This window comes from Bacteroidota bacterium (assembly GCA_018266835.1).
Lineage (GTDB): Bacteria > Bacteroidota > Ignavibacteria > Tepidaquicellales > Tepidaquicellaceae > JAFDZO01.
Genome location: JAFDZP010000005.1, coordinates 22,507 through 40,162, shown reverse-complemented (window position 1 = coordinate 40,162; position 17,656 = coordinate 22,507). Strand labels below are relative to the sequence as shown.

The following is a 17,656-nucleotide window of genomic DNA, read 5'->3' as shown; positions in this document are numbered from 1 at the left end:
AAAATATTTATTTTAACCTTTAATATATAAGTTTCTTTATATTATTTTAATAAACCTAAGATAATTTTCTCTTAATAAAATTTAACTCTTGAACATTAAGAAAACTCTACGACTTGTTTTACTTTCAATTACCTGTTTGTTCTTCATTGATGCCGCATCTTATAGAATTTATCACATAGAAGATGATATTAATAATAAATACACAAACATCGGTAATATTGCACTGACAGTTACTAACTATGGTACCATAGGAAACGGATTTGCCAATTTTCCGGCTCAACCGTCATGTCAGTATCCTATAGGTTCAGGTATTGAAAATATGTTTTTATCGGGCTTATGGATTGGCGGCGTAAAAAGCGGCCAGACTTCAGTTACAACAGGAGCAATCGACGTATCTACAGCGAACAGAACCGAGGGCTTTGAGTTCAGTAACGCTCCTGACGGAACAATATTAGAACGTTCCTCACTTCAGACATCACCTGTTTACTCAGCAAATGCAATTTCACATCAGGACTTCGTAACAGAATTTACAGATACAAGTTTAACACCAGGAGGAATTCCGATTGTTAATCATACTCCGCTTGGCGTAAAAGTATTACTGCAAACCTATGCTTACAATCTTAACTTTGCTAATAACTGGGTAATCCTTAATTATAAAATTATAAATATCGGTAAAGGAACAGATACATCTCCAATTGATAGTTTGTTTGTCGGCTTATGGCACGATTGTGTTGTAAGAAACACAAATATTACACCTCCCGGAGGAACATCATTCTATAATAAAGGTGCAAACGGATTTGTTGACAGTTTGAATATGACTTATGCATATGATTACAGTGGAGACGTTGGTTTCACGGATAACTATGCTGCTATTAAATTACTTGGCGTAAATCCTAAGCCAAGTTTTGAATCAGTTCAGAAAAGAACTCACTGGACAGTATGGCAGTTTAAAAATACAACTGACTTATATTATTTCTCACCTACATTAGATAACGACCCTGTAGTTGCGGGAAGATATCAGAAAATGCACGGATATTTAAGAGGTACCGATACTATGAATACTGAAAGACTTAATAATGTAAGATTATCTCCGAATAACAGAGTAGCATTGATTTCATACGGGCCGTTCAGAAATCCTGACGGAAGCAAGTATTCATTAAGATATCTTCAGGACACATTAAATTTTGTTACTGCAGTTATTTGTGCCAAGAAATATGGAACAGACCCTGCAACTTACGATTCATCTTATCAGAAAACAAATTTATATGTCAGTGCGGGCTGGGCTCAGAGAGCATATGATAACGGTTATAAACTTCCTGCACCTCCTGATATTCCAAAGACAAAAGCAATAATTGAAAACCAAAAAGTGACTTTATACTGGTCTGCTAATGCAGAGTATTCAGTTGACCCTATTTCAGGAAAAAAAGATTTTGAAGGTTATAGATTATACAGAACTAATCCCGGCTCCGAATTAGGATTGAATACCGATTTAACCAGCCAGCTTAAGCTGATTGCTGATTTTGATTCTGCAGGTAACAGATATTTTAATAATACCGGTTTCGGATTTGTAAAATTAAATACACCGGTTCTTTTTGACGGAGATACCACTAAATACTGGTATAAATTCGATTTCACTAATCAGTTGAACGGTTTCCAGTATATTTATTCAATAACAGCGTACGATAAAGGTGATTCTGCCCAGCAGTTAGGTTCGTTAGAAAGTTCTTTGCTTGCAAATACACAAAGAATTATAGTAGGTACACCTGCAAATAATAATGAAGATGCCGAGATTGGAGTATATCCAAATCCTTACTACAGCAGCGCTTATTGGGATGGAACCGGAGTAAAAACAGAAGTATTAAGAAAAATTTATTTCTATAATCTTCCTTCAAAGTGCGATATTTCTATCTGGACTTTAGCAGGGGATTTAGTTGATAAATTCTCTCATGATGCTGCTACTTATAACGGAACAGATATTGAATGGTTTAAAACATATTCAAATGGTACACAGAAGTTCGCCGGCGGTGAACATGCCTGGGATTTAATATCCAAGAGCGAGCAGGCAATAGCTTCAGGGTTATATATATTCACGGTTAAGGACCAGGTAACCGGAAAAGTTAAAAAAGGTAAATTTTTAATCGTTAAATAAAATTCATCATTATGAAAAAAATGCTAAAGTACATTCCGCTTGTATTAGTGATAGTTTACATTGCTTACTCTCTGGGATTCAGTTTACTCCCCCCGTTCAGAGCAGTTACTATACAAGAAATCCAGTCCAAGCAAACCGACTCGCTGGCTATAGGTAGAGACCGGTCAAATATATTAGGTGACTCAGTTACAATTGTTGGTAGAGTTGTTGCTCCGCCGAGAGTTTCACCTGCAAACAATGATTTCAGAACATTATTAAGAGGCTCAACAAGCTGGCAGTGTTATATTCAGGATACGGCAAGCGGTCTTTTTGGTGGTATTACATTAAGACAAGCTACAAGAGGTCCTCAGACAGCTTTAGATTTAATAGACACAGGTGCAGTTATCAGAGTAAAAGGATATGTTCAGGAATTCTGGGGAACAGGTTCACCAACACCTGCATACACAGGATGGTTAACACAATTACAAATTGATACACTTTCTTCTCCGTTACAAATTGATATTCTACAAAGTTCAGGAAAAAGACCTACACCTAAACCTGTTAACATTACAGATTTCGGTACAGGCGTTCCCGGATCAGGTACAAGCACCATTAACTTCGTTAATGGTGAAAAATATGAAGGTATGTATGTTGAATTCAGAAACGTTACTGCCGGCGCAGGTTTAGCAAACAGACAGCCATTCTCAATCATTGATGAGAACGGAAATCTAATGTACATCAGAGACTTTTCAAATTTCTATTCGAGATCTCCATCAGGAGACACACTGGTACCGGGATGGACACCTCCACCTGCAGGAACTGCAATTAACTACATCAGAGGTGTTATAATTAATGCTAATAATGAAGGTGTATTCGGTACAACATTACCATACGCTTTGGTTCCGATTTATCCAAATGATATGAGTGTAGGTAACGCACCTCCGACATTATCAGCACCAACAAGAGCACCGGGAGTTCCAACTCCATCAGATAGTCCTGTAATTACCGTTACAGCGGTCGATCCTGCTTTAAATCCGTTAACTGTTTCTACAGTAAAATTATTCTGGAGAACTAACGGCGGCGCATTCAATAATGTGAATATGCCTGTAGTAACAGGAAACATTTACTCTGCATCATTACCAACTACAGCTAACGGTACTTTAGTTGAGTATTTTATGAGAGCAGAAGATAATTCAGGCGGTGTAAAATTATTACCATCAGATACATCATTATCAAAATTATTCTATGTAACAAGATCATCAGATTCTATGAGTGTTCAGGACGTTCAGTATTGTCCGAACAGAAGCGGACGTTCAGGTTTTGAAAACGCTTCAGTGAGAGGTATTGAGGGTATAGTTACAGCAGATACAAGTGATATTCAAAACTTCAGTTACAGCGGAGCTGGCGGAACACAAACATCTCCGGCACGTGTAATAATTCAAAACGGTCAAGGTCAGTATTCAGGTATCTGGATTTTCGGAACACCTACAAATACTTTACACAGAGGCGACAGAGTAAGAGTAAAAGGTACAGTTGAAGAAAACTTTGGTGTAACGAGAATAAATACTTCTTCAGCTTCAGATGTGGTTGTATTAGGAACAAACCAACCTTTACCGACTGCTGAAAACCTTTCAACATCCGTATTTGCAAATAATAAACCTGACGGCGACCCAACTGTTGAACCATGGGAAAGCGTATTTATCAGAATAAATACTACATCAAGTATTACATGTATTAACGCAGCACAAGGTATTTCATGTACTTCACAGGAACCGCTTCAGGATACAGCATTCAGAAGAAATTTTGGTGAAATTCTCGTAAAAGATAATTCAAATATTGAAGCAAGAATTGAATTACAAGACGGTAATCATCATTACAGAAACGGATGGAACCCTGCACAAGTTAACTCTCCTTATATTTTGTTAACAAAGTATGATGAGGAAACTTTCTATCAGGGAATTTTATTCTATTCGTTCAGTAACTGGAAACTTGTTCCAAGAAGAGATACAGATTTCGGTGTATTAACACCAATCGGTATTAAGAACCTGAATGAAGTTGTTTCTTCATATCAGTTATTCCAGAACTACCCGAATCCGTTCAACCCTACAACAACAATCAAATTCAGCATTCCGTCAAACGGATTTGTAACATTGCAGATATTTGACATGCTGGGCAGGGAAGTTAAATCACTTGTGAATAATCAAATGAACGCAGGTTTCTATTCATATGATTTCAATGCATCTGAATTATCAAGCGGAATTTATTTCTACAGAATTCAGGTAAACGGTGATAAGGGAGTTCAATTTGTAAATACAAAGAGAATGGTTCTTGTAAAATAAAAAATAAATTTCATATTCTAATAAGGGGCGTATTTTTTACGCCCCTAAATTTAAGTGATATAAAGATTTGACAAAATATTTACTAATACTCGTTTCGATTTTTGCTTCGGTTTATATGATGTCGTGCAGCGACCCGGCAAATTCTCCGGTAGCAAATCTTCCGCCCGATACTCATTTAACTTTATTCCCGGACAGCACTATTGCTCCCGGTTCAACATCGAAAAAAATCAGCTGGTGGGGTGATTCACCTCAGGGTTTTGTTGTCGGCTACAGAATTTCATTCGATGGAATCAATTGGGGCTTTACTACAAAGCAGGACAGTACATTTCTTTTAAGCATCGCAGGTACTGATTCTACTTTCAGATTTTATGTAGCGGCAGTTGATGATAAGGGTCTTATAGATCCTACTCCTGCTTCAAATTTATACCCGGTATATAATTCAGCGCCGACAATAGCGTTCAATTATAACTATGCTGTACCGGATACAGTATTTCCTGTAGTTACGGTTATATGGAATGCTAATGATCCGGACGGTAACAATACTATAAAAAATATATACTATTCTATAAACGATACTAATAATTACAAACCTATTGCAGGTAATTTATCCCAAATGACATTAACTGCAGATAGTGGTCTTACCTTAAACGGAAATAACAGAATTTTTATCAGAGCCAGAGATAATGCAGGAGCATATAGCAATACTTCTGTACTTCCTGATAGCGGCAGAACCTTTTATGTAAAGAAAAATACTGCGCGTACTCTTTTAATTATGGATACTCCGGATTTAGGCCAGGCATATTCTTACTATGCAAATGCATTGGATACGGTGAAATACGATGTACTTGATATAAAATCATACGGCGGAAAGCTCACTCCTAAAATTGTGAATCCGATGTTCGTAGAAACACTCAAATTATTTAAAGTTGTAATCTGGTCAGGCGGACAGGGTAATTCAGGTAATGTGGCTAACTTCACATTAGCTCAGGCTTCACTTCCGTTCTATAAACAGGCAGGCGGTAAAGTTATTTTCTCATCCGGTTTTGTAACAAATACAAATCCGAACGGACAAGTTGATAACTTCGCGCAGATTGATAGTATATCAGGATGTGCGGTTGCAATTATCGGCTCCGGTAATCAGTATAACGGGTTGCAGGCAGGTTATCCGACTCTTACAGCGTCGGCATTTGTGCAGAATTTAAGAAATATTTATTTCTCCGGAACAGTTGTTCCGCTTTACAGCTACACAACTGCTTCAGGATGTGTCGGTGAAAACAAATTCATGATTAAGGATAATGCAACGAATCCCAAAATTGTTTATTGTGATATTCCTTTGTATGTATTAAACGGCAATGCAGCCAATAATAAACTATTATTCCAAAAGATTTTATTCGGTGAATTCGGTTTGAATTAATCCTTATAACTAAATTGAAAGTTATAAATGAAAAGAATTTTATTACTTATTTGTATTTTATTTCTCAGCGGTGAAATTTACTCTCAGACTAACGGAGTAGTTTTCGGTGTTGTTACTGATTCTACTAAAAGTCCGGTTATTGCGGCAGTTGTAAAGCTAAAGGGTACATACTTTGGGGCAGTTACTGAAGCAGACGGGTCTTACAGAATTGAAAACATTACTCCGGGAACATTCTCTTTTCAGGTTGATGCAGAAGGTTTCAGAACCGTTGAGTACACAAATTTCGAAGTCAAAGAAGGTGAAAACAAAGAATTTAATGTTGTTCTTAAGTCATCTTCATTCACTGTTGACCAGACCATTGAAGTTATCGGCGACAGGCCTTTGCTTGATATCGAACAGACGGACAGTAAGCACATTGTTTCTTCAGATGAAATTTCGAAGAGCATTGTTACCAGTCTGACTGATATCGTTACTCAGCAGGCAGGTGTTGTTACTGATGATAACTCAATTTATATTCGGGGCGGCCGCTCATCGGATAATGCAGTACTTCTGGACGGAGTTTCAGTACAGGATCCGCTTTCCGGCACAGGCTTCGGCTTACAAATGTCAGCTAATTCATTAGAAGAGGTTGAAGTTATCACAGGCGGATACAACGCCGAATACGGGCAGGCAACTTCCGGTGTTGTTAACGCAAAAACAAAAGACGGACATTACGACGAATTCAATTTCTACTTATCATATAAAAGAGATAACTTCGGCGGAACTAACCTTAACTCAGGAAGCAGTTTCAATACTGATATTCTTGAAGCTAACTTAAGCGGTCCTGAACCTATTACAAAATATCTATTTAAAGCCTTAAAAATAAAACCTCCGGGAGAAATTACATTCTTCGGAAATTTCTTTATGGGACTTTCCGACGGTTATTATGTAAATAAGAACGGCGGCAAAAAAGCAACTCAGCTTTACTCTTCAATATTCGGAGGAAGCCGTTTTGCACCAAGAAATGATAATAACTGGTACTGGCTTGGTAAATTGACATGGAAGTTTACACCAACTATGAAGCTTTCATATTCATTCAATCAGTCAGTTTCTATAAATCAGAACTCCACATCACTCCAGTCTAACTTAGAGTATGTAGAGCCTTCACCGGGTTATCAGTATAACTTCCAGGAAATTTTAGATAATGCAAATACATACAGCAATAATGCTATAATCAATACACTCTCCTGGACTCATACAACAAGCCCTACCACTTTCTATGAAATTAAACTCAATAAATTTTATGTAAATTTAAGAGTTGATGCTAACGGAAGAAACTGGGACCAGTATACAGAGCCTCTTGACCTGGTAAAACCTCCTTTTGTTTATTATCCTATTGATAGTACTCATACAGGAATTATTCCGGGAGACGGATTCTATGATACAGGAAATCCTTACACATGGCATGACCACTATGTAGAAGAGTATTCTGCTAAAATTGATTTAACACATAACTTCAACCCTAAGAGTAAATTCAAAGCTGGTATCGAATCCAGCTTCCAGGAAATGCAGCTGATTGATATTTATCAGCCCTGGATAAAGCCTTTAGGTTTAAACAACGACGTATATAAAGTTTATCCTGCTTTCGGTGATATCTATGCTCAGCACAGTATCACATTTAAAGGGATGATTTTAAATTACGGATTAAGATTTGATTACTGGTTCCCTGGTAAATATGTTGATGATGCTATTAACGATCCTAATGTTGCTACAATTCCCGATGCTACAAGATTAAAATACGAAGAAGATACATACAATTTATTCGGAAGAAGATGGAAGGGAAGACTTTCACCGAGAATTGGTATTTCTCACCCTATTACAAATAATCAGACATTGTTTTTCTCATATGGTCACTTCAGCAAGAGACCAAAACCGCAGTTCGTATATGCTAAGTTAAGTCCGCAGAGTGCAAAATCAACATTCCAGAAATTCGGAAATCCTGATTTGAATCCTGAGACGACAGTTTCATATGAGCTTGGTATCAGAAATCAATTCTCTATGAATGACGTTCTTACGGTAACAGCTTACTATAAAAATATTTATGATTACGTTGCGACAAGAAGCATCAGTATCAACAGCGGCAGATTAATAGGACAGAGCTTTATTACATATTTCAATCAGGATTACGCTCGAACCCGCGGTATTGAAATTGAATACCAAAAAAGATTCGGCGACTGGTTCAACGGAAGATTTAACTTCACATATTCAGTTGCAACAGGAAAAAGCTCAACATCCGATGCAGGTTACTTAGTTGTAACCCGAGGCGCTCAGGAATCTATTTCAGAAGTTTATCTTAACTGGGATAGACCATTCCAGGCAAGCGCTAACTTGTATTTCAATGCAAGAAAAGGCAAAGGAATATTCGGCTTCGGAAGAAACATTCTTGATGATATTTCTTTTAAGACAAGAATTTCGATGCAGGCAGGAAAAAGATATACTCAGCAAATTCTAACCGGTTACTTAGACGGCGGAAGACCTGAATATACACCTGACTATAACAATGTAAACGGTGAAGTAGCTGATAACTGGTTCAATATTGATTTAGATATCGAAAAATATTTTATATGGCAGGGAGTAAACTTTACTGCTAATGTATCGATAACAAATCTTCTTGATAATCAGAATTCAGCAATTATTAATCCGGTTACAGGAAGAGCTTATCAATACGGCGATCCGACACCAAATTCATATAACGATCCATTATATCCGGATTTACAGGCACCAATAGATCCATATCCATATAATCCGGCAAGATTTTCAACACCAAGACAGATTAAGTTTGGTGTATCAATGAAATTCTAATATAAGGAATTTCATACGTTCTTTATTTTACCTGTTAGGTCAGAAACTTGTATTCTTTTTAATTTAAAAAATAAACATTGCCATATAAATCTCCGCAAGTAGCTTTGCAAAAACTGAAAGAAGGCAACGTAAGGTTTGTTGAAGGTAAAAGCACACATAAAGATTATCAGGCACAGGTTCAGGAAACTTCAAAAGGTCAATATCCTTTTGCCATTATTCTGAGTTGTATGGATTCCCGTTCACCGTCAGAAATTATTTTTGATGTAGGAATAGGGGATATATTCAATGTAAGAATAGCGGGCAACATAGTAGATGAAGATGTTTTAGGCTCTATGGAGTTTGCCTGCAAAGTAACCGGTTCAAAGCTCATACTTGTTATGGGACATACTAACTGCGGCGCAATAAGAGGCGCCTGTGATAATGTGAAACTGGGAAACTTGACTTCACTGCTGGAAAAAATAATGCCGGCAGTAAATGCAGTTCCTTTTGAAGAAGGAAAGAGAAATTCAGATAACGACGAGTTCGTAGAAAAAGTGTCAAAGGAGAACGTAATGCGGGCACTTAAATATATACGAAGTAACAGTCCGATACTGAAAGAGATGTTAGATGAAGGTGAAATCATGTTAGTCGGTTCAATGTATGATGTTGCAACAGGTAAAGTAACATTTTATGAATAGAGAGTATCACCAAATGGAGAAAATTTATGTACCTAAAAAGTTAAACCACAACTTAATCTTATCATAAAATCAATGAAAACGTTTAAAAACCTTCTTGTTATACTGGTAATCTCTTTTTTATACATAAATTGCTATTCTCAGGATTACGTTACACAGACTAAAGAGTCACAGAGTAAAATGACTCCTAAGGAAGCTTTACAAATGTTAAAAGATGGCAATGAGAGATTTGTCTCGGGAAAAATTTTGAACCGAAATTTAAGCGACCAGGTTAAACAGACCTCAAAGGGTCAGTATCCGTTTGGAACTGTTTTAAGCTGCATTGACTCAAGATCTCCTGCAGAATTTGTGTTTGACCAGGGGATTGGAGATATATTTAATGCAAGAATTGCGGGAAATGTTGTTGATGAAGATGTTCTTGGAAGTTTAGAGTTTGCATCTAAAATTGTGGGTGCAAAAATAATCTTAGTACTGGGACACACAGATTGCGGCGCAGTTAAAGGTGCAGTTGACGATGCCAAAATGGGTAACCTTACTGCTCTTTTAAGTAAAATTAAACCTGCCGTTGATGCAGTCACAACTGATAATTCAGATAGAACATCTAAGAATTATGAGTTTGTTGCAAAAGTGGCAAAAGAAAATGTACTTCTGGCAATAAAAAATATAACTGATAGAAGCCAAGTTTTAAAAGAAATGGTTGAAAAAGGTGAAATTATTATTGTCGGCGGTATGTATGATATTGCCACAGGTAAAGTAACATTTTATGAATAAAATATTCAGATTAATAGTCTGATAGAATAAAAAATAATTTAATGAAAGTATTTTATACATTAGTTTTTCTTCTTATTTTCTCTACTTCATATTCTCAATTGCTCCCGAACCTTGGCGGGCAAAGAACAGGAACTGCATCACTGCAATTCTTAAAGATAGGAAACGGAGCAAGAAGCGCTGGCATGGGTGAAAGTTTCGTAGCTGTATCGAACGATATCTCTTCTTTATATTATAACCCCGCAGGATTAGTATTATTCAAAGAAAACGGAATTACCGTTTCACATACTGAATGGTTTGTGGACACCAGACTTGAATACGCAGGCGGTGTTTATCACTTCGGCGGTAATAACGCAGTTGGTCTGAGCGTAACTTCATTAAGAACTGAAGATATGAAAGTTACTACAGAGCTTCAGCCTATCGGAACAGGGGCTTATTTCAGATTCTCCGATATGGCTATCGGATTATCTTTTGCAAGACAAATGACTGAACAATTCTCATTTGGAGCAACCATAAAATATGTTGAAGAAACTTTGGGTGAAGTAAAAATGAGAAGCGTCCTTGGTGATTTAGGAACTTACTACAAGACCGGGCTTGGTACCTCAAGATTCTCTGTAGTAATTTCAAACTTCGGAAGCCAGGTCAAGCCAACCGGTTCGGTTCAATTAATTGGCGATAGAACTGCTAATACTTTCCAGCAGTTTCCTCCACCTACAATTTTTAAGATCGGATTTGCACTTGAGCCGGTTTTAAATGAAAAGAATCGTTTGACTACATCAATTCAGTTAAACAGCCCGAACGACAACGCTGAATATTTAAACTTTGGCGCAGAGTACGCCTTTAAAGAATATCTTTTCCTCAGAGGCGGTTACAAAATAAATGTTGATGCTGAGAATTTTTCAGTAGGAGCAGGATTAAGACTTCCGCTTACTTTTGCGATGTTAAATCTGGATTACGCTCTTTCAAATTACAAAGAATTGGGCTTTGCTCAAAGACTTTCCTTAAACGTTATGTTTGCAAGGAAATAATACATTAGAATATAATTTATTTTCACTCTTATAATGAATATAAAAATAAAATACTTAAGTTTACTGATTTTACTTACTACATCGCTTATATACTGGGGATGCGCTGAAAAGCTGGATTTAGGGACATTTCCGATAACAAATAACGGAAATCCTGTAACATCTACCGATACATCATATGTGCAGCAAAGTCCGGTATGGACAGGCTTTAATGCACCTGAAGATATTTTGCTTGGGAAAGAACCGTTAGTATATGTTGCCGACACTAAAAATAACAGAGTTGCACAGCTCGATTTATCAGGAGTTGAAATCGGAAGCATTGCAGTTGCTAATCCGATTGCTTTAGCTCAGGATAATAATTTTGATATACTTGTACTTGCTGATACCGTGCTTAATTCTACAGGCGATACACTTAGTGTATTATACAGAATTAAATTAGTTGAAGTCGGCGGAAATATTTCAAACGCATCATTGATAAGGCTTTTATCTAGTGATTATCCTACACCTTTAACAAGCCGTAAAAGAAGATTTTCGGGAGTTTCTGTATATCCGGATAACTCAATCCTTATTTCAAGAAGAGGCCCTGATAACTCAAATAACTTAGACCCTGACAATGCCATTATAAAATGCAAAGGCGTAAACTCAGTTACAATAGAGCTTTATACGGGATTCCAGGTTGCCGGTAACGGTGTTTATTCTATAGATAAAGTTTCGAGTGTATGGGCAGCAGGAAATAATAATTATGATTTCTTCCTTACAAGAAACACAACTCAAAGCGGATTTAAAACACAATGGTTTGAATACGATAACTCAACAGGGGCATTTAATCCCAGATACTTACCTGAAGGTAATTCAGATATCTTGAAGGAAGAGTTTGCAACACCTGAAGATATTACAACTGACCCGAATAAAAATATATTTATAGTTGATGCAGGAAAAGATTCACTGTACAAATTCAATTCTTCCGGTAAACTTTTAAAAGAGTCTTTCGGCGGAAACGGAAGCGGTGAGAACAAACTGAACGGACCAAAGGGCGTTGCATTCTTCAACAGAGTACTCTATATCGCAGATACAGGAAATAACCGTATCGTGAGATTTAAATTATCGACAGATTTACAATAATATTACAACCACTACAAAAGTATAATCCGTCCCGCTAAAGCAGGACGGATTTTTTATTTATACCTGAATTTTTTCACTTTATAAATAAATGGCCAAACAAAAAGCGAAAAGTCCTCAAACAAAATCTTATACTGCAAACCCTTTATTCGATTATGCACTCCTTGCATCTTTTGCTTTATTCATAATCTTCTTCACCACATTCAAAATCTCCGGCGATGATGACGTATTCTGGCACTTAGCTACAGGAAAATACGTGATGGAAACAGGTCATGTGCCTTCACAGGATATATTCGGCTATGTTACCCAAGGTCAGGAATGGATGCCTTTTGAGTGGGGATGGGATGTTATTACCTATAATATTTATAAGCCGTTCGGCTATACCGGACTTTCAGTTTTCCGCACAATAATTTTTCTTCTGATATTTTTAATTTATTATTTAATACTCCGGAAGTTTAAAGTAAGCGCAACACTAAGCGTTTTTATGTTTATTGTGATTACTTTCGGAATTATTGACAGGCTTACGCCTCGTCCGCATATTATATCCCTGTTGTTTTTTGTTTTACTCTTGTACCTGATTATTTCTTTCAGATATTTTAACAGAAAGAACATATACCTTTATTTTATACCGCTTATATTTCTTGTATGGGCAAATATGCATATGGGTATAATAGCAGGTATTCTTTTACTGGGAATTTATGTAATCACTGAGGTAATATCTTATTTTTCAAAATCATCTTTATCTACAAAGGAAGTTCCTGCTCTTGATAAAAAACAGTTATTGCTGCTTATTATTATTTTTGCCGTATCGTTATTAGTAATGCTTATAAATCCAAACGGATTCGCTACTTATATTTATGCTTACTCACATACCAAAATGAAGCTGCTCGAAACAATTAACGAATGGCGTTCACCGTTTGATAAAATGTTCAGCGGATTTGTCGGAAATATTTATAAAATTCTTGTAGTGGGCGGAGCAATAACACTTTATTACGCATTAAAGAAAAAAGATTTATTTTTTGCTCTTATATATATCGGCTTCGCATTTTATTCTGTAAGAGCAGTAAGGTTTACAGTGGACTATATAATTATCATTGCAATATTTGTAACTGTTGCAGTAAATTTTATTATCATTAATTTAAGAAACAGAGGTGTCTCAACTTTTATAAGTGATAAACCTGTATTTAAAGTTGCTCTAACAATTTTACTTTTATTTTTTACTTTCAGTATTCCGAACGATAACCTTTATCTGAAGACTCTTGAGTACTATCGTATTTCAGGATTTGGTATTAACTCAGATTTCATCCCGACTCAGATGTTTGATTTTATGAAAGAAAATAAAATCACTGAAATAGGGGAGCATCCGCTTAATCATTTCGGCACCGGCGGTTACTTAGTCTGGAATTTCCCGGGAACGAAAAATTTTATAGACAGCAGAAATCTTAACGATAATATCTTTAATGAGTATAACGGTTTGATTTCAAAAAAGCCCGGATTTGAAAAAAAGCTGAATGATTACGGTATAGACTACGTTTTGTATTTAGCACCTGATCTTACCCGCGCGCCTCAGGAAATGCAGAGTACAATTATTTCATATCTCTCGCAAAAAAATGATGAATGGAAGCTTGTATTCTGGGATGATAAATCATTTTTATTTGTCAGAAATATCCCTAAATTCAAAGAAGTAATAGATAAAAACGAATACAAATACATCACTCCCTTTAACATTGTTTATCAGCCTCAGTCTGTAGAAAAGGGATTTCAAAACAACAAAGAAGAATTCAAAAACGAGTTAAACAGACATAAAAATCTCGAACCTAACGGCGCTTTTATTAATTCAGTACTAAACAAATATCAATCAAAACTATAAAAATGAAAAAACTACTATTCGCATTGGCTATTCTGATGTGTTATATTTCGGTAAGTGCTCAGGTTGTTCCGATTGTAACTATCAGACAGAACACCTCGACAGGTGTCCCCCTAGATTCAGGTCAATATAAAACCGTAACAGGTATTGTAACAGTAGCAAACGAATTCGGCGGTCCGTCTTATATTCAGGATAATACAGCCGGAGTTGCAGTATTCTATCAGGATTTTTCAGCCGCAGTTAAAATCGGTGACAGTGTTATCGTCACTGCAAAACTGACGCAGTTTAACGGATTAACCGAGTTAACTTATACACCTACAGGCTGTTCTTTTTCAAAAATCGATTCCAACAAAACTGTAGTTCCCGTAGATGTAACTTTGCTGCAATATACAACTCAGGATTATTCAGGTGTGGAAGCATATGAAGGAAGATTAGTCAGGATTAATAATGTAACTACTACTGCTACAGGACTTTGGGCTTATACAAATTATCCGTTGACCGATAATACAGGTACGTATGCAAGTGTACTCAGAATTGATAACAATACGAATTTAATAGGAACAACAATTCCAACAGGAACATTTTCTATATTAGCAGTAGGCAGTCAGTTTGTGTCTGCTCCACCATATAGTACCGGTTATCAGGTGCTTTCAAGAATGACTTCTGATATGATACTTGGCGCTGGTCCTAATATTTTAAATCCTCCTACTGAAAGCGCTATTGGTCCAAACTCAGTTACAATAACTTGGACAACACAAAATGCTTCTGATTCAAAAGTAAGATATATGCTTACAGATTCAAATTATCAGCCCGTCATATTCAGAGATTCAGTCTCAAATGCAACGATGACGACTACTCATACAGTAACGCTTAACAATCTTCGTCCCGGAAAAATTTATTATATGAACGTAACATCTACAAACGGACAAGGTACAAGCACCAGCTCGGGAAATTATTTTTCAACAAGTTCTGCACCTTCATCAACCGGAAGATGGGAAGTTTACTTCAATAAATCAGTCGATAACTCATTCGCAATTCCGGGTAACAACGCTAACGGCAATACAAATTTAGCAACTCGATTAAAGGAAAGAATTGATTCTGCTAAATTCTCAATTGACTTTGCGATTTATTCGTTCAACGATTTAACACAGATAAGAGATGCATTGATTAATGCAGTAGTAAGAGGTGTGAAACTAAGAGTAGTTTACGACAGCAGAACAAATCAGGCATTAATGCAGGATTTAATTAATGCAGGTATTCTTGTTCAAAAAAGAAATACAGGTACAGGTGCAATTATGCATGACAAGTTCATGATATTTGACCATAGAGATACAACATCTGCTTCAGATGACTGGCTCTGGGGCGGTTCTGCAAATATTACTGCAGACCAGTTTAATGTAGATGCTCAGAATGTGATTTTAATTCAGGACCAAGCAATTTGCGGTGCCTATGAAAGAGAGTTTGAAGAAATGTGGGGCTCACATATCAACATAAATGACCCGGTAAGAGCAAGATTTGGTCCCGCGAAAACAGATAATACGCCACACTTGTTCTTTGTGAACGGAAAGAGAATTGAAATTTATTTCTCTCCTTCAGATAACGTATCAGGACAAATTGAAAATATGATTGGTAACAATACAAATAAATCAATCAATTTCTGTATTTATGCTTTTACAAGATTTAATATTTCAAACAAGATGAAGACTCAGTTCAGTCCTCCAAATAAAATGGTGAGAGGTGTATTTGATGCATCTAACAGCGCAGCCGGCGGAGTATATGAAGAAATGAAAGGATTAGGCGGACAAACTCCATGGAATCCTGCAGCTCCTGTATATCTTGAAAACCAGACTGGATTACTTCACAGCAAATATATGTTAATTGATGCAGACATTCCTTCAAGCAATCCGATTGTTGAAACAGGTTCATACAATTATTCCAACGCTGCTACATTCGATAACGATGAGAACTGCATGATAATTTATGATTCATTGATTGCAAATCAGTATTATCAGGAATTCGCTGCAAGATATATTCAGAACGGCGGAAGCCTAGGAATAACACATATGGAAAACTCTGTAACAGAAAATTATTTCATGAAGCAGAACTATCCAAATCCGTTCAATCCTTCAACAACAATTGAATTCGGAATTCCTAAACAGGAATTTGTTTCATTGAAAATTTACGATATGCTTGGAAGAGAAATTTCAACATTGGTATCACAGCCGTTAGGAATGGGAGTTTACAAATATAAATTTGAAACAACCGGACTTTCGAGCGGAATGTATTTCTATGTATTGAATTCAGGCAGCTTCAAGCAGACGAAGCAGATGGTATTAATAAAATAAATTTATTTTTAATTTTTACTCCTTCCCAACGTCCTCGCTGGGAAGGTAATTTTCCTTCCTGATGAAAATCGGGAGGGATTTTTTTTATACAGTCACATTAAAAATGAAAATAGGAATAATAGGTGAGTTCAATCCGGGATATTATACACAGGTAGCTTTGAATGAAGCATTCGTTCACTCAGCAAAATTTTTGAATAAGAAATTTTCATTAGAATGGATTCCAACAGATATGCTTTCGCAAAGTTTTGAGAGGGAAGTTAAAGAACTGGATGGGATATTGATGTCAATGGGAACGCCGTACCGGGATATGGATGCCGCGTTAAAGATTATAAAATATGCAAGAGAGAATGATGTTCCGCTTTTGGCAATATGCGGAGGATTCCAGCATGTGCAGATTGAGCATGCAAGAAATGTAAAAGGGATAGAGGATGCAGAACACGAGGAAACAAGTCCCGGCGCAAAGAATTTATTAATATCTGCATTGAGCTGTTCGTTAGTCGGTGAGACAGAAAATTTGAGAGTAATTAATAAAGACAGCAAAGTGTATGAAATACTCGGAACAGAAAATTTAGAAGGTAAGTATCATTGCAATTACGGGCTGAATAAAAAATATGAAAGTATTTTGTTTGACGGAAATTTACTAGCTACTGTGGTGAATGAAAAAGGCGAAATAAGAGGAATTGAATTAAGAGAGCATAAGTTTTTTATCGGGACACTTTTTCAGCATCAGTTGGATTCGGAAGAAGGAAGTCCATCAAAATTGCTTAATGAGTTTATCCTGTCAAGCTTTAAAAAATAAATTTTCCTATTAGCTGCAATAGGGAAGTTTATGTTTGAGAATTTGTATTTTCTATTTATATTAAAAAAGTTCTATTAAAAAACCAGTAAATATTTTTAAGTTTTTAAAAATTTAAAATTCGAATTAATCGCAGAATAAAATCCGACTTTTTCCCGACTTTACAAATGGCTTCCCCCTCCTTTACAAGGAGGGGGACTGAGCTGGCGGTATCAAATAAGTTAAATTTATTAGATAAGCGTTTTAAAAATCCGACTTTTTCCCGACTATTAGTAAAATCTTTTTATTTCTGTAATGCCCCCTCCTTTTCAAGGAGAGCTTGTCCCGCCAAAGGCGGGAG

Annotated in this window: 11 protein-coding genes; all 11 read left to right on the top strand. The window is 36.4% G+C overall.

Annotated elements, in window-relative coordinates:
- The first annotated feature begins 88 nt into the window (after window positions 1–88).
- The 11 genes from JST55_13130 (at window position 89) to JST55_13080 (ending at window position 17,319) form a co-directional block, all read left to right on the top strand.
- Complete coding sequence (locus JST55_13130) at window positions 89–2,149, top strand: hypothetical protein (GenBank protein MBS1494451.1); 2,061 nt, start codon at window positions 89–91, stop codon at window positions 2,147–2,149.
- A gap of 1,247 nt (window positions 2,150–3,396) precedes the next feature.
- On the top strand, window positions 3,397–4,467 hold the full coding sequence (locus JST55_13125) for a T9SS type A sorting domain-containing protein (protein MBS1494450.1): 1,071 nt from the start codon (window positions 3,397–3,399) through the stop codon (window positions 4,465–4,467).
- Window positions 4,468–4,534: 67 nt separating this feature from the next.
- On the top strand, window positions 4,535–5,881 hold the full coding sequence (locus JST55_13120) for a hypothetical protein (GenBank protein MBS1494449.1): 1,347 nt from the start codon (window positions 4,535–4,537) through the stop codon (window positions 5,879–5,881).
- A gap of 27 nt (window positions 5,882–5,908) precedes the next feature.
- On the top strand, window positions 5,909–8,722 hold the full coding sequence (locus JST55_13115; GenBank protein MBS1494448.1) for a TonB-dependent receptor: 2,814 nt from the start codon (window positions 5,909–5,911) through the stop codon (window positions 8,720–8,722).
- A gap of 77 nt (window positions 8,723–8,799) precedes the next feature.
- Window positions 8,800–9,399 (top strand): carbonic anhydrase, encoded by a 600-nt coding sequence (locus JST55_13110; protein MBS1494447.1) that lies wholly within the window; start codon window positions 8,800–8,802, stop codon window positions 9,397–9,399.
- 72 nt (window positions 9,400–9,471) lie between these two features.
- On the top strand, window positions 9,472–10,167 hold the full coding sequence (locus JST55_13105) for a carbonic anhydrase (GenBank protein ID MBS1494446.1): 696 nt from the start codon (window positions 9,472–9,474) through the stop codon (window positions 10,165–10,167).
- A 41-nt stretch (window positions 10,168–10,208) separates the two neighbouring features.
- Window positions 10,209–11,192, top strand: coding sequence for a PorV/PorQ family protein (locus JST55_13100; protein ID MBS1494445.1), 984 nt, complete (start codon window positions 10,209–10,211; stop codon window positions 11,190–11,192).
- A 33-nt stretch (window positions 11,193–11,225) separates the two neighbouring features.
- Complete coding sequence (locus tag JST55_13095) at window positions 11,226–12,311, top strand: hypothetical protein (protein MBS1494444.1); 1,086 nt, start codon at window positions 11,226–11,228, stop codon at window positions 12,309–12,311.
- An 88-nt stretch (window positions 12,312–12,399) separates the two neighbouring features.
- Window positions 12,400–14,178 carry a hypothetical protein gene (locus JST55_13090; protein MBS1494443.1) on the top strand — a complete coding sequence of 593 codons (1,779 nt, stop codon included), beginning with the start codon at window positions 12,400–12,402 and terminating at the stop codon, window positions 14,176–14,178.
- A 2-nt stretch (window positions 14,179–14,180) separates the two neighbouring features.
- On the top strand, window positions 14,181–16,520 hold the full coding sequence (locus tag JST55_13085; GenBank protein ID MBS1494442.1) for a T9SS type A sorting domain-containing protein: 2,340 nt from the start codon (window positions 14,181–14,183) through the stop codon (window positions 16,518–16,520).
- A 103-nt stretch (window positions 16,521–16,623) separates the two neighbouring features.
- A complete protein-coding gene (locus JST55_13080; protein MBS1494441.1) occupies window positions 16,624–17,319 on the top strand; it encodes a CTP synthase in 696 nt (231 codons plus the stop codon).
- The last annotated feature ends 337 nt before the right edge of the window (window positions 17,320–17,656 follow it).

Coding starts and splice junctions, on each gene's coding strand:
- JST55_13125 (MBS1494450.1), top strand. CDS start 3,397: ATGAGTGTTCAGGACGTTCAGTATTGTCCGAACAGAAGCGGACGTTCA.
- JST55_13115 (MBS1494448.1), top strand. CDS start 5,909: ATGAAAAGAATTTTATTACTTATTTGTATTTTATTTCTCAGCGGTGAA.
- JST55_13105 (MBS1494446.1), top strand. CDS start 9,472: ATGAAAACGTTTAAAAACCTTCTTGTTATACTGGTAATCTCTTTTTTA.
- JST55_13100 (MBS1494445.1), top strand. CDS start 10,209: ATGAAAGTATTTTATACATTAGTTTTTCTTCTTATTTTCTCTACTTCA.
- JST55_13095 (MBS1494444.1), top strand. CDS start 11,226: ATGAATATAAAAATAAAATACTTAAGTTTACTGATTTTACTTACTACA.
- JST55_13090 (MBS1494443.1), top strand. CDS start 12,400: ATGGCCAAACAAAAAGCGAAAAGTCCTCAAACAAAATCTTATACTGCA.
- JST55_13085 (MBS1494442.1), top strand. CDS start 14,181: ATGAAAAAACTACTATTCGCATTGGCTATTCTGATGTGTTATATTTCG.
- JST55_13080 (MBS1494441.1), top strand. CDS start 16,624: ATGAAAATAGGAATAATAGGTGAGTTCAATCCGGGATATTATACACAG.